This is a genomic window from Streptomyces albipurpureus (assembly GCF_023701525.1).
Lineage (GTDB): Bacteria > Actinomycetota > Actinomycetes > Streptomycetales > Streptomycetaceae > Streptomyces > Streptomyces albipurpureus.
In genome coordinates this window covers 268,633-283,495 of sequence record NZ_JAMQAW010000036.1, presented here as the reverse complement: position 1 = coordinate 283,495, position 14,863 = coordinate 268,633, and the positions used below count along the sequence as shown (strand labels likewise).

General features: G+C 67.7%; 12 protein-coding genes. 8 read left to right on the top strand and 4 right to left on the bottom strand.

Annotation, left to right across the window (positions count from 1 at the left end; all coding sequences use genetic code 11):
• The first annotated feature begins 52 nt into the window (after positions 1-52).
• A complete protein-coding gene (locus tag NBG84_RS28270; protein ID WP_250922449.1) occupies positions 53-985 on the top strand; it encodes an ABC transporter ATP-binding protein in 933 nt (310 codons plus the stop codon).
• 2 nt (positions 986-987) lie between these two features.
• Positions 988-1,767 carry an ABC transporter permease gene (locus NBG84_RS28265; protein ID WP_250922448.1) on the top strand — a complete coding sequence of 260 codons (780 nt, stop codon included), beginning with the start codon at positions 988-990 and terminating at the stop codon, positions 1,765-1,767.
• 70 nt (positions 1,768-1,837) lie between these two features.
• Here NBG84_RS28265 and NBG84_RS28260 read toward each other — a convergent pair whose 3' ends face one another.
• Complete coding sequence (locus NBG84_RS28260; RefSeq protein WP_250922447.1) at positions 1,838-2,029, bottom strand: type II toxin-antitoxin system VapB family antitoxin; 192 nt, start codon at positions 2,027-2,029, stop codon at positions 1,838-1,840.
• A 42-nt stretch (positions 2,030-2,071) separates the two neighbouring features.
• Complete coding sequence (locus tag NBG84_RS28255) at positions 2,072-2,479, bottom strand: ATP-binding protein (protein ID WP_250922446.1); 408 nt, start codon at positions 2,477-2,479, stop codon at positions 2,072-2,074.
• 176 nt (positions 2,480-2,655) lie between these two features.
• Between NBG84_RS28255 and NBG84_RS28250 the strand changes: the two genes are divergently transcribed.
• The 6 genes from NBG84_RS28250 to NBG84_RS28225 all read left to right on the top strand — a co-directional run bounded on the left by NBG84_RS28250 (position 2,656) and on the right by NBG84_RS28225 (position 11,964).
• Positions 2,656-3,432: a GntR family transcriptional regulator gene (locus NBG84_RS28250; RefSeq protein WP_250922445.1), complete on the top strand. Its 777-nt coding sequence runs from the start codon at positions 2,656-2,658 to the stop codon at positions 3,430-3,432.
• A gap of 128 nt (positions 3,433-3,560) precedes the next feature.
• The gene (locus NBG84_RS28245) at positions 3,561-4,415 is read left to right on the top strand and encodes a serine hydrolase (protein ID WP_250922444.1); all 855 of its coding nucleotides are present in this window, start codon (positions 3,561-3,563) and stop codon (positions 4,413-4,415) included.
• Positions 4,416-4,555: 140 nt separating this feature from the next.
• On the top strand, positions 4,556-5,530 hold the full coding sequence (locus tag NBG84_RS28240) for a serine hydrolase (protein ID WP_250922443.1): 975 nt from the start codon (positions 4,556-4,558) through the stop codon (positions 5,528-5,530).
• Positions 5,531-5,698: 168 nt separating this feature from the next.
• Positions 5,699-9,451 (top strand): ABC transporter ATP-binding protein, encoded by a 3,753-nt coding sequence (locus NBG84_RS28235; protein WP_250922442.1) that lies wholly within the window; start codon positions 5,699-5,701, stop codon positions 9,449-9,451.
• 390 nt (positions 9,452-9,841) lie between these two features.
• Entirely contained in the window at positions 9,842-10,186 is a 345-nt protein-coding gene (locus NBG84_RS28230; protein WP_250922645.1) for a hypothetical protein, read from the top strand.
• Positions 10,187-10,509: 323 nt separating this feature from the next.
• Entirely contained in the window at positions 10,510-11,964 is a 1,455-nt protein-coding gene (locus tag NBG84_RS28225; protein ID WP_250922441.1) for a S28 family serine protease, read from the top strand.
• Between the two features lie 34 nt (positions 11,965-11,998).
• Here the strand turns inward: NBG84_RS28225 and NBG84_RS28220 are convergent, their stop codons facing one another.
• Both NBG84_RS28220 and NBG84_RS28215 read right to left on the bottom strand, forming a co-directional pair.
• Entirely contained in the window at positions 11,999-12,631 is a 633-nt protein-coding gene (locus NBG84_RS28220; protein WP_425608714.1) for a hypothetical protein, read from the bottom strand.
• A gap of 143 nt (positions 12,632-12,774) precedes the next feature.
• Positions 12,775-14,616, bottom strand: a complete 1,842-nt coding sequence (locus NBG84_RS28215) for a glycoside hydrolase family 3 protein (protein WP_250922439.1) — start codon at positions 14,614-14,616, stop codon at positions 12,775-12,777.
• Positions 14,617-14,863 lie beyond the last annotated feature (247 nt).

Genomic DNA, 14,863 nt, shown 5'->3' with positions numbered 1-14,863 from the left:
CGCCACGGCAGGGGGAGGCGGAGACGCCCGTCCGGCGGTCAGGCTTACTCGCATGACCAGCATCGATGTAGTGAACCTGACCAAGGAGTACGGCCAGACCCGTGCTGTGGACGGCCTGACGTTCAGTGTGCTGCCCGGCCGGGTCACCGGCTTCCTCGGACCGAACGGTGCGGGCAAGTCCACGACCATGCGGCTGGTGCTCGGCCTGGACCGGCCGACCTCCGGTACCGCCACGGTCGGCGGGCGGAGCTATGCCTCGCTCGATGAACCACTGCGCACGGTGGGCGCTCTGCTCGACCCAGGCGCCGCGCTGGGCGCCCGTACCGCCCGGGACCATCTACGCGTTCTGGCGGCGGCCGGCCGACTGCCTACGAGTCGGGTGGATGAGGTGCTGGAGCAGACGGGGATCGCCTCCGTGGCGCGGCGCAGGATCAGCACCTTCTCCCTGGGGATGCGGCAGCGGCTGGGGATCGCGGCGGCGCTGCTGGGTGATCCGGCGGTGCTGATGCTCGACGAGCCCTCCAACGGGCTCGACCCCGAGGGGATCATCTGGATACGTGAGTTGATGCGGGAGTTCGCGGACGACGGCCGGGCGGTTCTGGTCTCCAGCCATCTGATGAGCGAGACGGCGGCCGTCGCCGATCACCTGGTGGTGCTCGGCAAGGGCCGGCTGCTCGCGGACACCGGGATACAGGACTTCCTCGACGAGTGGACGACACCGAGGGTGCGGCTGCGGACCACGGAGGGGGAGCGGCTGCGCGGGGTCCTCGTCCGCGAGGGATACCAGCCCGTCCAGGCCGATGACGGCCGCTGGACGGTGGAGAACGCCCGAGTGGAGGAGATCGGTCCGATCGCCGCCCGCGAGGGCATCCCGATCCTTGAACTCGCCGGTGAAGGAGCCTCGTTGGAGGCGGCCTATCTCGCGCTGACCTCGGGGGAAGCCGAGTTCACCACCACCACTTCGCCCCTGTCGCAGGAGGTCTGACCATGTCCACCATCCCTCTGACACCGATGAAGTCCCATGTCTCCCTCACCCCCTCGCTGCGCTCCGAGTGGTGGAAGATCGTGTCCGTCCGGGGCCAGTGGGTGGCGCTGGCGGCGGTGTTCCTGGCCACCCTTGGATTCTCGCTGCTGATGAGCGGCACCTTCACCGCCGAGCAGCTGGCTGCCCCGGAGTTCGACCCGCTGCGCTCGGCCTACTACGGCCTGAACTTCGGCGGGATAGGGGCGGTCTCGTTCGGCGCGATGGCGGCGGCGGGGGAGTACAAGTCCGGCGCCATCCGGCTCTCCCTGGCGGCGGTGCCCCATCGAGGGGTCTTCTACACGGCGAAACTCGCGGTCATCGGGGCGCTCGCGCTCGTGGTCGGACTGGCCACCAGTCTGACCTGCTTTCTGATCGGTCAGGCCCTGATGGACGAATACGGGGTGGGCCTGGGCGATCCGGGGGCGCTGCGGTCGGTGCTGGGGTGCGGGATCTATCTGGCGCTGATCACGCTGTTCGCGGCGGGGTTGACGATGGTGGCGCGCAGCGCGCCCGCGGTGATCGGCACCCTGATCCCGTTTCTGATGATGATGTCCTTCGTCATCGGCGACCTGGACGACGACGGCGGTATCGCGGAGTTCCTCCCGGACCGTGCCGGTCAGCAGATCCTCCTCCAGGACCCGACCGGACCGCTGAGCCCTTGGGCGGGGCTGGGAGTGCTGGCGCTCTGGACGGGGGCGGCGCTCTGGGCGGGGTGGGTGGCGCTGCGTCGCCGGGATGCCTGAGGGCCAGTGGCTCTGGGGCGGGGGTGCGGGGGTGGATCGCACGCCCTGCGCACCCGGGGCTCGTCGGGAGTCACTCACTCATGGCGGGCTGGGTGTCCAGCTCCAGCGGGGGCTGGACACCCAGCCGTCGCCGCCGTGCCACGACCGTTCGCAGGGCGAGGTTCACGGTGTCGGTCTTCGTCTTCGTCTTCGTCTTCGTCCCGAGCAGCGCGGCGGCCTCGCGCAACGCCTGGTCATCCATGGTCACCGCGATGTATGACATGTCTGAACTCCACCTGTGGTCAGTCTGGTTGGGCGCACCATCTCATATGATCTTGAGCTCGACCCATACGGTCTTACCCGCGCCATCGCGCCGGGGGCGGTAACCCCAACTCGTACCGAGGGCGCTGACGAGCATCAGCCCGCGCCCTCCCTGATCGTCGACCGCGGCTGATCGCCGCTCGGGAGGACGACTGCCGCTGTCGGTCACCTCCAGACGGAGTAGGCCTTGGCGGCGCGTGATCCGCACCCCGATTTCACCGGACGGCGCGGTCTTCGCGTGGTTGACGGCGTTGGTCACCAGTTCCGAGAGCAGTAGCTCGGCGGTGGCGATCACTTCGTCCTCGATCCGCCACTGTCTGAGCTGAGCGCGTAGGAGCGCGCGGGCACGGCTGGTACTGGACGGGTTGAGCGGGAGTCGCCAGGGATGCTCAGTGGGGTCGGTGATGGACATGAAGCCTCCGGCAGAAACGGCACGGGCAACATCTCTAGAGATGAGTAAGGTGGAGTCATGAGGTCGCGTCAATATGTCTCTAGAGATGTTCGAATGTCGTTCGTGAGCAGAGGCACCGGGCCCTGGCCGCCCGAAGGTGCCTAGGATGCCTAGGGATGATCAGAGGGGAAGCTTCCATGGTTAGCCAGGGCACCGGCCGACAGCCCAAGTACCAGCGCATCGCCAATGAGCTGAAGGCCGCTATCGCCGCTGGCCGGTACGGTCCCGGCGATCGGCTGCCCGGCGAGAACGACCTGATGGCCGCCCACGCGGTCGCCCGGATGACCGCTCGGCAGGCCCTGGGGGTGCTCCAGTCCGAAGGGCTCGTCGAGGCCCGCAAGGGAGCGGGGGTCTTCGTACGGGACTTCCGGCCGATTCGGCGCCGGGGCGTCGAGCGGCTCTCCGTACGGGAGTGGGGTGAGGGCCGTTCCGTGTGGGAAGCCGATATCGAAGGGCGTGAGCTGGCGGTCGAGCTGGTCTCAGTGACGGAGGAGCCCGCGCCGGAAGCGATCGCGAGGGTGCTCGGTCTGGCCGAGGGCGCGCCCACGTGCGTACGTCGTCGGCGCTTTGTGCTCGATGGGCGACCGGTACTGCTCGCGGCCTCCTACCTGGATGCCGTACTCGTGGCCGGAACCGCCATCACACTCCCGGACACCGGCCCCGGTGGCATCTACGCCCGGCTCGATGAGATCGGTCGCAAGCCGATCCGCTTCCGTGAGGAGATCCGCTCCCGGATGCCCACCTCCGAGGAGGCCGAGCAGCTGAAACTCGCGCCCGGCACGCCCGTACTCCGCATCTCCCGCACCGCCTACACCGATGACGACCAGGCGGTCGAGGTGAACGACATGGTGCTGGACGCCTCCGCCTATGTGCTGGAGTACGCGTTCAACGCCTCGGCGTCACAACACCCCTGAGCGGCGCAACGATGCCTCGGCGTCGTCCATGACACCGCGTCGCGGTGAACTACCCGCCCATCACCGTGAATTCGGCGGCGTTCACAGCTAGCCGTGTCTCAATGGTGCCTCCGACGAAGGGGGCAGTCATGGGCGCATCCGGATCACCTCGCCGTGGCCGGGCCGGTGCCGGGGTTGTGGTTCTCGCCGCGGGGGTGGCCATCGGGCCACTGGCCGCAGGGGCCGCGGAAGCCGCCGGAGCCGAGCCGGTCGTCGTCTGTGCGTCGTCGGATGTGCGACTCGCCTATGAGATGGCCCAAGGAGTGCTCGGTGCCGTGGAGGGGCGGTCGTCGACGGTGGCCGTCCAGTTCGACGACCGGCTTACCGACACCCAGTGTGAGCTGCGTGCCGATCGCTCCTTCGACTCCGCGAGTGTGATCAAGGTGGCCGTTCTCGGTGCGCTGCTGCGTACCGCGCAGAACGAGGGGCGCGCCCTGACGGCATCGGAGAAGTCCCAGGCCACCGCCATGATCACTGAGTCGGACAATGCCGCCACCACCGCTCTGTGGACCCAGCTCGGGATGACCCGGATCAAGCGGTTCCTGTCGTCGGCCGGGATGATGAACACCGTCCCCGGAGCCCATGGCTACTGGGGGCTCACCCAGACCACCGCTCGTGATCAGGGCACACTGCTCCGGCTGCTGAGTACGGAGAACAACGTGCTCAACCGCGCCTCGCGTACCTACGCGCTGCGGCTGATGGCCGAGGTGGTTCCGTCCCAACGCTGGGGCACCTCGGCCGGTGCGCCGTCCACGGCGACCGTGCGGTTGAAGAACGGTTGGCTGCCGCGGTCCACCCACGGTTGGCGGGTGCACAGTGTGGGTGCCTTCACCGGTGCGGAGTACGACTACACACTTGCCGTACTCACCGAGGACAACTCCGTTATGGCTGACGGAATTAGCACCATTGAGTCGGTTTCGCGCGCTATCCACCGGCAGCTGTGAAGACGGCTTTGTCACCAGTCGGCAACCGTTCGCGCCAGCAAGGATTTGTTGTACAACCATCCCGTCCCCCATGAGTCATCAGTGGCGGGTGCACCGACATAGACGCACCCCATCAGTTCAAGGGGACAGGGGAACCCTCCATGACTCAGCACCACATAGCCGGTCGTGCGCTGCGCAGATCGCGCGTTCTCGCTGCCGCACTGTCCATCGCGGCGCTCGCGCCCGCCCTCGTGGTCGGCACCGCCGCGCCCGCGGCGGCAGCCGCACCCGCGGTCTCCTGCACCGCGAAGACGGCCGGCCTCGCCGCCAAGCTCAAGAAGGACATCGACGCGGCCCTCAAGGGCCGCAAGGGCGCCGTCGCCATCTACTTCAACGACGTTGCCGGTAAGTCAAGTTGCACCCTGCGCCCGACCCAGAAGTTCGACTCGGCCAGTGTGGTCAAGGCGACCGTCCTCGGTGCGCTGCTGGTCGATGCGCAAAACGGTAAGCGCGCTCTCACCGCACGTGAGAAGACCCTGGCCACCGCCATGATCACCAAGTCGGACAACGCCTCCACCACCACTCTGTGGAAGCAACTCGGCATGACCAAGATCAAGCGGTTTCTGACGTCGGCCGGGATGAAGGAAACCACCGCCGGAGCCAATGGCTACTGGGGGCTCACCCAGATCACCGCCCGTGATCAGCAGATCCTGCTCTCGCGCCTCACCACCAAGAACACACTGCTCACCGATGCTTCCCGCACCTATGCGCTGAAACTGATGCGTGATGTGGTCTCGTCCCAGCGGTGGGGGACGCCGGCGGGTGCGCCGACGACGGCGACCGTGCAGTTGAAGAACGGTTGGCTGTCGCGGTCCACCCACGCCTGGCGGGTGCACAGCATCGGTGCCTTCACCGGCAAGGGCCACGACTACACCATCACCGTCCTCACCCATGGCAACAAGACCATGAACGACGGTGTGAACACCATCCAGGCCGTCTCGCGCGCCATTCACAAGGCGGTCAACCCGACGGCCAAGAGGTCGTTCGCACCGCCCGCAGTGCCGCATGAGGCCGTCCCCGCGACCCCCGAGCGGGCCGCCAAGGAAGCCATTCCGGCCAGTCCATCCCTGCGCTGACATCCCACGGTCATCAGTCGACACCTCCGTCCCGGCCACTGGAACCCCGGTGGCCGGGACGTTGTGTCCCACCCGGCTCCGGTGATGGTCCTTTTGTTACAGCGGGATGAAAAACGGCCTGCTCGGCGTTGGTGAGTTCCGGCGGAGCTCAATCAACGGGAGGCACCAGTGGCGGCGGCTGAGCAGGGCTGGGTACGGCGGCTAAGCGGTTACGCATGGCGCTATCGGCGCAATGTGGTGCTGGCGCTCGGCTCCTCGCTCGGGGGCATGGCGGTGATGGCCCTGGTCCCGTTGATCACCAAGGTCGTCATCGACGACGTCATCGGCGACCAGACCCGTTCCCTCGCCGTCTGGACCGGACTGCTCATAGCCGCGGCCGTCGTCGTCTACGTCCTCACCTACATACGCCGCTACTACGGCGGCCGACTAGCCCTCGACGTCCAGCACGATCTGCGGACCGAGATGTACGCGACCATCACCCGCCTCGACGGTCGCCGTCAGGACGAACTCTCCACCGGACAGGTCGTCGGCCGTGCCACCAGCGACCTCCAGCTCATCCAGAGCCTGCTCTTCATGCTCCCGATGACCATCGGGAACGTTCTGCTCTTTCTGATCTCCCTCGTGATCATGGCCTGGCTCTCACTGCCGCTCACCCTGATCGCGCTCGCCGTCGGCCCCGCCCTGTGGTGGATCGCCGGCCGCAGCCGCGTCCGCCTCCACCCCGCCACCTGGTACTCCCAGAGCCAGGCCGCCGCCGTCGCCGGAGTGGTGGACGGCGCGGTCTCCGGCGTACGCGTGGTCAAGGGCTTCGGCCAGGAGGACCAGGAGACCGGCAAACTGCGCGAGGCGAGCCGCAAGCTCTTCGCCGGCCGGTTGCGCACCATCCGGTTGAACTCCCGCTACACCCCCGCCCTCCAGTCCGTGCCCGCCCTCGGCCAGGTCGCCATGCTCGCCGTCGGCGGCTGGCTCGCCACCCGCGGACAGATATCGCTGGGCACGTTCGTCGCCTTCTCGGCCTACCTCGCCCAGCTGGTCGGTCCGGTGCGGATGCTCGCTGTCGTCCTCACCGTCGGCCAGCAGGCCCGCGCCGGTGTCGAACGCGTACTGGAACTCATCGACACCGAGCCCACCCTCCAGGACGGCACCAAGGAACTCCCCGCCGACGCCCCCGCCACCGTCGAGTTCGACGCCGTCACCTTCGGCTACGACCCTGACCGGCCCGTACTCGACGGCTTCTCCCTGGAGATCCGCGAGGGCGAGACGGTCGCCGTCGTCGGCGCTTCCGGCAGCGGGAAGTCCACCGTCTCCCTGCTGCTGCCCCGCTTCTACGACGTCTCCCACGGCGCGGTCCTCGTCGGCGGCCACGATGTGCGCGAGCTGACCCTGGAATCCCTGCGCGCCGCCATCGGACTCGTCCCCGAGGACAGCTTCCTCTTCTCCGACACCGTCCGCGCCAACATCGTCTACGGCAAGCCGGACGCCACCGACGAAGAAGTCGAGACCGCGGTCCGGGCGGCCCAGGCGGAGGGCTTCATCACCGCACTGCCCGACGGCTACGCGACCAAGGTCGGCGAACACGGCCTCACCCTCTCCGGCGGCCAGCGCCAGCGCATCGCACTCGCCCGAGCCATCCTCACCGACCCCCGACTGCTCCTCCTCGACGACGCCACCTCCGCCATCGACGCCCGCGTCGAACATGAGATCCATGAGGCCCTGCGGACGGTGATGGCCGGCCGCACCACCCTGCTGATCGCCCACCGCCGCTCCACCCTCAACCTGGCCGATCGCATCGCCGTACTCGACGGCGGACGCCTGGCGGACATCGGCACCCACGACGAGCTGACCGAGCGCTCCGCCCTCTACCGCAGGCTGCTCACCGACCCGGATGAGCTGGGCGGGGTCTCACCCGGCCACATCCCGGCGCTGGACGCGGAGCCGGTGCAGGACCTGACCGTACGGGAGGAACTCGACGCCGAGTTCGACGCCGAGCGGGGCATCACCCCCAGACTGTGGATACGCGACGAGAACGCGGGTGCGGGTCAGCCCGCCGTCGCGCTCGACGCCACCCCCGAACTGCTGGCGCAGGTCGCCGCCCTCCCGCCGGCCGATGACACCCCCGACATCGACGAGGCACACGCCGTGCGCGTCGAGCACACCCACGGCGAGCGCAAGGGGCTGCGGATGCTGCTCAGGGGCTTCGGCAGGCCCCTGCTGCTGAGCCTGCTCCTGGTCGCCATCGACGCCGGCATGGGGCTGCTGCTGCCCGTACTGATCCGCCATGGCATCGACCAGGGCGTGGAGCAGGTCGCACTGGGCGCGGTCTGGGTCGCCTCCGGTCTCGCCCTGCTGACCGTGCTGGTGCAGTGGGCCGCCCAGATCGGTGAGACCCGGATGACCGGCCGTACCGGTGAGCGGGTGCTGTACTCCGTACGGCTGCGGATCTTCGCCCAGCTCCAACGGCTGGGGCTGGACTACTACGAGCGCGAGCTGACCGGCCGGATCATGACGCGGATGACGACCGATGTCGACGCGCTCTCCACCTTCCTCCAGACCGGTCTGGTCACCGCCTTCGTTTCGGTGGTCACCTTCTTCGGGATCATGGGCGCGCTGGTCGTCATCGACGTGGAACTGGCGCTCGTGGTCTTCGCGACCCTGCCAGTGCTGATCTTCGGCACCTACTTCTTCCGCAAGCAGAGCGTGAAGGCGTACGAACTCGCCCGTGAGCGGGTCAGCGTGGTGAACTCCGACCTCCAGGAGTCCGTCTCCGGGCTGCGGATCGTGCAGGCGTTCCGCCGTGAGCGCCACGGCAATGAGCGTTACGTCGCCGGCAGCGACAGCTACCGGCAGGCGCGAGTACGCGGCCAGTGGCTGATATCGATCTACTTCCCGTTCGTTCAGCTCCTGGCGTCCATCGCCGCCGCCGCCGTACTGATCATCGGCGCCAACCGCATCGGCGCCGGCACCCTCACCACCGGTGCCCTGGTCGCCTATCTCCTCTACATCGACCTGTTCTTCGCCCCGGTCCAGCAGCTCTCCCAGGTCTTCGACGGCTACCAGCAGGCCGCCGTCTCGCTGAAGCGCATCCAGGAACTGCTGGACGAACCCACCTCCACCGTCCGCGCCGCCGAGCCCGCCGATGTCACCGCGCTGCGGGGCGAGATCGCCTTCGAGGACGTCGACTTCGCCTACGGGGACGAGGAGGAAGCGCTCGCCGGTATCAATCTGCGCATACCCGCGGGTCAGACCGTTGCCTTCGTGGGCGAGACCGGTGCCGGGAAGTCCACCCTGGTCAAACTGGTCGCCCGGTTCTATGACCCCACCAGCGGCCGGGTGACCGCGGACGGCACCGATCTGCGACAGCTGGATCTCACCGCCTACCGGCACCGGCTGGGAGTCGTACCGCAGGAGGCCTATCTCTTCGAGGGCACCCTCCGGGACGCCATTTCCTACGGCCGTCCCGGCGCGAGCGATGCCGAGGTGGAGGCCGCCGCCCGAGCGGTCGGTGCCCACGAAATGATCGCCACCCTCGACGGCGGCTATCTCCATGAGGTCTCCGAACGCGGCCGCAATCTCTCCGCAGGACAGCGGCAGTTGATCGCCCTCGCCCGCGCGGAACTTGTCGATCCGGACATACTGCTGCTCGACGAGGCAACCGCCGCCCTTGACCTGGCCACCGAGGCGCAGGTCAACCAGGCCACCGACCGGATCGCCGGCCGTCGCACCACCCTGGTCGTCGCCCACCGGCTCACCACGGCCGCCCGCGCCGATCGGGTGGTCGTCCTGGCCGACGGCCGGGTGGCGGAAGACGGCACCCACGATGAACTCCTCGCCCACAACGGTCGCTACGCCCGGCTGTGGCGCACCTTCATCGGCGCGGACGACCCCGATGACCTGGCGGCCGTCGGGTCGGTGGTGAGCTGACGGCGGCGACCAGCACGGCGGCGCCCCAGAGCCGTGTGGTCGCCTTGACCGGTCGACAGGGCGGTTGGGTCCGCCGCCCTTGCCGCACCCACGCATGTCCCTTTACCGCACTCCACCCATGTCTCGCGCAGTGGCCGGGTGAAGCGGGCGCGGAACCGACAACCTTTCGGCACCCCCAGGCGTCGTACGGGAGTACGGCATTAACAGCGAGGGGGAGTCATGGCGCTCAGCGGCATGGGAACAGGCACGAGCCGATCCACTCGAATACCGAGCACGTCCCGCGGGACCAGACCGGTGCGGCCAGTCCTGGCGCAGTTTCTCGCCGTGCTGATGACCCTGGTCGGGTTGAGCGCGTTCGGACCAGGCGGTCAGCGGGCCCACGCCGCCCCGATGCACTCCACGGCAGCGCTCGCCGCCCTCACCGCTCCCGGCGGTGTGACCGCCTTTGCCTCCGGCTGCTCCGGACGTCCGGCGAAGACCATTAGGTTCGCCACCGGTGAGCTGCGGGTCTACAAGAACCACCGCTACGCGTGCGCGGTAACGATCGCCAAGAGACCGGGCGTTCGGCGCATGATGTCCGTGTCCATCCAGCCGCGTGGTGGCCGTCCGGTGGTGGATCAGGGCAACTACCAGCGCAAGGCCGGACCGGTCACCGTGCATGCCCTGAACCGCTGCATCCGGGCCAGCGGCAAGGTCGCCGGAGTCGGCCGTTCCACGGGGTGGATCCTGTGCTGAGTCGCTGAGTCGCTGAGTCGCTGAGTCGGTGAGTCGGTGAGTCGGTGAGTCGGTGCGTTGCTTAGTTGGTGCGTTGCTGAGTGTTGCCGGGTTCGTCGTTCCGTGGCCTATGGGGGCCTCTGGGCGGGTGGCGTACCGTCGGCGCCCGTTGGTCATGCCTACTGATGTTCCATCACCTTTCGCCCGTAAGTTCACCGTCCACCGGTGGGCATACCGGCCGAATTTCCTGTTCAGGGCCCCTGGCGTCGCAAATTGGGTCTGGCGGGTCGGGTGTGACCAACGCTAGGTTCACGGCGACCCACAGATAAATCAGGGGAGGGTTAATGCGCAAGGCGCGCAAGGCGCTTACAGGTCTGGTGTCGCTCGGGGTGCTCATCGGCACCGTGGGCGCGGCGGAGGCGACTTCAGGGGCGGCGAGAGCCGCGGAGTCTTCGTCCACCACGACCGTGAGCACCGACATCAAGGATCGGATTCTGGCCATACCCGGCATGAGTCTGATCGAGGAGAAGCCGTATCCCGGCTACCGGTTCTTCGTCCTGAACTACACGCAGCCGGTGGACCACCGGAATCCGCGTAAGGGCACCTTCCAGCAACGGCTCACATTCCTCCACAAGGACACCACCCGTCCCACGGTGTTCTTCACCTCCGGCTATGGGCTGAACACCGTTCCGCGCCGCAGTGAGCCGACCGCGATCGTCGACGGCAACCAGGTCTCCCTGGAGTATCGATTCTTCACACCGTCGCGTCCCAACCCGGCCGACTGGTCCAAGCTGGACATCTGGCAGGCGGCCAGCGACCAGCACCGGGTCTTCACCGCACTGAAGAAGATCTACGACAAGAAGTGGCTCGCCACCGGTGGCTCCAAGGGAGGCATGACCGCCACCTACTTCGAGCGCTTCTACCCGCGTGACATGGACGGTGTCGTCGCCTACGTCGCACCCAACGACGTGGTGAACGACGAGGACAAGGCGTATGACCGCTTCCTCGACAACGTCGGGACCAAGGAGTGCCGCGACAAGCTGAACGCCGTCCAGCGCGAGGCTCTGGTCCGTCGCGGGTCGCTCTCCGCGCTCTACAGCAAGTACGCGGCGGACAACGGCTACACCTTCAAGACGGTCGGCTCCCTCGACCGTGCCTTCGAGGCCGTCGTCCTCGACTACACCTGGGCGTTCTGGCAGTACAGCCTGGTCGCTGACTGCGGCGCGATCCCGGCCGCCAAGACCGCGACCGACGACGAGTTGTGGAAGTCGATCGATGCGATCGCCGGCTTCTCCTTCTACACGGACCAGGGCCTTGAGCCGTACACGCCGTACTACTACCAGGCGGGTACGGAGCTCGGTTCACCGGACATCAAGCAGGCCCACCTCAAGGGCCTGAGCCGGTACAACTACCAGCCGCCGCGCCAGTTCGTGCCGCGGGACATCCCGATGCGGTTCAAGCCGTACGCGATGAAGGACATCGACCGGTGGGTGCGGAACAACGCCGACCAGATGATGTTCGTCAACGGCGAGAACGACCCGTGGAGCGCCGAGCCGTTCCGGCTGGGTCGGGGCAGCAGCGACAGCCATGTGTATGTCGTCCCCGGCGGCAACCACGGTGCCAATGTGGCCCGACTCGCGCCCGACGACAAGGTCGCCGCTACCGCGGCCATCCTGAAGTGGGCGGGCGTCGCTCCGGCCGCCGTCCAGCAGGATGAGTCAAAGGCCAAGCCGCTGGCGAGGTTTGACGCCACTCTCGACAAGAAGGACATCGAGCGCGAGCCCACCTTGCGACCGTGAGTTCCTGAGAGTCCTGGGGCTGTGCCCACCGCGGTCATACGCGGTGGGCACAGCCCACTGGCTTGTCCCCGCGCAACCGCACATAGAGATCCGTCCAGGAGGGGCACTGTGGACGTGTCGCCACGGCCGACTCGATCTTGAACTGTGGCTTCCGCTTACCGGAGCCATCGCAGGCGGTCTCTTTCACCCGACCACCGCCCGCCTTGTAGACGCAGTCAGCAACCAGGGTGTGCGGTCCTCCACCACCGCCCGGATCGCCCGGGTGCGGCGCTTGCAGATTGCGCATACAGGCGTAGCCCTGGCCCACATCGCCATCGCCGTCCTCATCGACGGGGGAGTAGCCCTGGGAGATGTGCACCACGAAATCCGTGACCGGAGGGCACGCGGGGCCGGTCGACGGTCGGCCGCCATGCCGGCCGATCACCCGTGCCACCGCCTTCTCGCTGGTACAGGGAACCTCCCGAAACTGCTCGTCACGGGAGCCGCAGTCACCGGGGCCGAGGAAGACCGTGCCATGGTGGGGGGCGGGTGAGGTGGGCGCGGCCGAACCCCTCGCCCGGTCGGCACCGTCGGCCGACTGCTGGCAACCCACAATGAGCGCCACTGGTATCAGTACCAGGGCGCTCAATGTGGACCTACGTCGGCCGGACCGCGGTCGCCTTGCCATGCGGAGCCCCGCCCCTTCACCCATGCGACCGTGCGGCCGTCGGATCAAGGGTGGCCCGTCCGGGCGGGCGATGCCAGCAGCACCGGCAGCCATAAGGCTTTCCGAGGATGACGCGTCTATGGCAACCTCGGAATCCTTCTACGTCAGTCGTCGTATGACAGTCCATAGCCGACGGGGTAGAGCGCCTGCGCCGGATTGTCCGCGCGCGGGATGGCCGCCGGAAGGCGCCCACCAGGCTCTCCACGACCCGCGAGCACTCGTGCGAGTGTCGGCAGTTCGGCATCCGCTCCACCGTAGGTGGCGAGCGAGGCCTTCACTCCGCTCAGATGCGCGATGTCATACGGATTGCCGATGGCGACGGTGACCACCGGGACCCCGGTGGCTACCAGCTGCTGCACCAGGACACGCTGGCGACTGGTGGCCCCCACGTTCGAGGTGAGCACCACGACGACGTCCTGGCCCGCGGCCCCCGCGACCGCCCTGGCGATGTTGGCGTCATCCCAGGTCTGGTTGCGGTGGTCGATGGTGACGGTCGACGGCGTGAAGCCCTGCGCCGTCAACTGCTCCGAGAGCAGCGCGACACTCGTACGGCTGGCGTTGTAAGGGAAGCCCGGGTTCTGGCCGGTGACCAGCACCTTGCGCTGCTTACGACGGGACAGCGGCAGGAAGTCGCCCTTGTTCACCAGCAGGGTCACCGTGCGCTCGGCGATCCGCTCCGCGGTGTCGAGGTGCTTGCGGATGCCGACCGTCCGGTCCACTCCGCGGTGAGTGACATAGGGGTTGCCGTCGAGCAGCCCGACCTTGTCCTTCATCCGCAGGATGCGGAGGATGGACTCGTCCAGCCGCGCCTCGGTCAGCTCACCGCTGCGTACCGCGTTGAGGACCGAGTTCCACGCCAGGTCCAGGTTGGGTACGAAGAGCAGCTGGTCCACGCCCGCCTTGAGGGCGAGGACGGGGACGCGGTCGTCGCCGTACTTGGTCCGGACGCCCCGCATATTGAGCGCGTCGGTCACGATGACCCCGTCGTAGCCGAGTTCTCCACGGAGAACACCGGTGATGATGGGGCGCGAGAGCGTGGCCGGGTCGTTGCTCGGGTCGAGCGCCGGGACCTGGAGATGTGCCGTCATGATCGACGACACCCCCGCGTCGATCGCGGCCCGGAACGGCGGAGCGTCGATCCGCTCCCATTCCTCACGGGTGTGGGTGATCACCGGCAGTTCGGTGTGACTGTCGGTTCCCGTGTCGCCGTGCCCCGGGAAGTGCTTGGCGGAGGTGGCGATGCCCTTGCGCTCGTAGCCGCGCACCTGAGCGGCGGTCAACCGGCTGACGTGTCGTGCGTCGGAGCCGAAGGACCGGATGTTGATGATCGGGTTGGCCGGGTTCACATTGACGTCGGCGACCGGGGCGAAGTTCTGGTGAATGCCCATGGCAGCCAGCTCGACGCCGGCGATCTCCGCTGCTGTGCGGGCATCGGAGACCGAACCGTTCGCGCCGAGCGCCATCGGACCGGGCAGCTGGGTGGCAGGCGGACCGACCCGGGTGTTCGGGCCGTGCTCCTGGTCGATCGAGATCACGATCGGCAGGGTGCCGTTGTCCTTGGCGATCTTCTGGATGTCGTTGGAGAGATCGACCAGCTGGTGCGGGTTGGTGATGTTGCCCGACCAGCCGAAGTAGATCAAGCCACCGAGGTGGTACTTCTGGATCATCTCGGCGACATTGCGGACGCCGATCTCACGGAGGTTGCTGTCGACGTGGTTCTGCGCGGGCGCCGTGGCGGACGACCCGTAGAAATACGGCACGAACAGCTGGCCGACCTTCTCCTCCAGGCTCATCCGGGCGATGAGCTGGTTGAGCCGCTTGGTCTGAGTGGCGCGGCCTTCGGCGGCTGCGGCGGGCATGGTCATGCCCGTCACGGCGCCGACAGTGGCCGCACCGACGGCGGCTGACGCGATGAGCGTGCGTCTGGAGAGGCTTCGGTCCTGCATAGGTGCTCCTTCCGGCCTTGCTTACAAGGGAGTTGAAGGAAACTTCCAGGGGAAACGGTCAGCCGGAAGATAACTGTCAGGACAAGAGTTCGGCAAGGGAAAGAAAAAGTGTGGTGTTACAGGTCCCTGATGTCTGATTTCTTCGTGGGGTTCACCGGGATGGGTGAGCCGTCCCCGGCATGGGCCCGCCACCGGTGCCGTCGGGAGGGGACGCACCGGTGGCGGCTGACCCTGCCGACCGCAGACG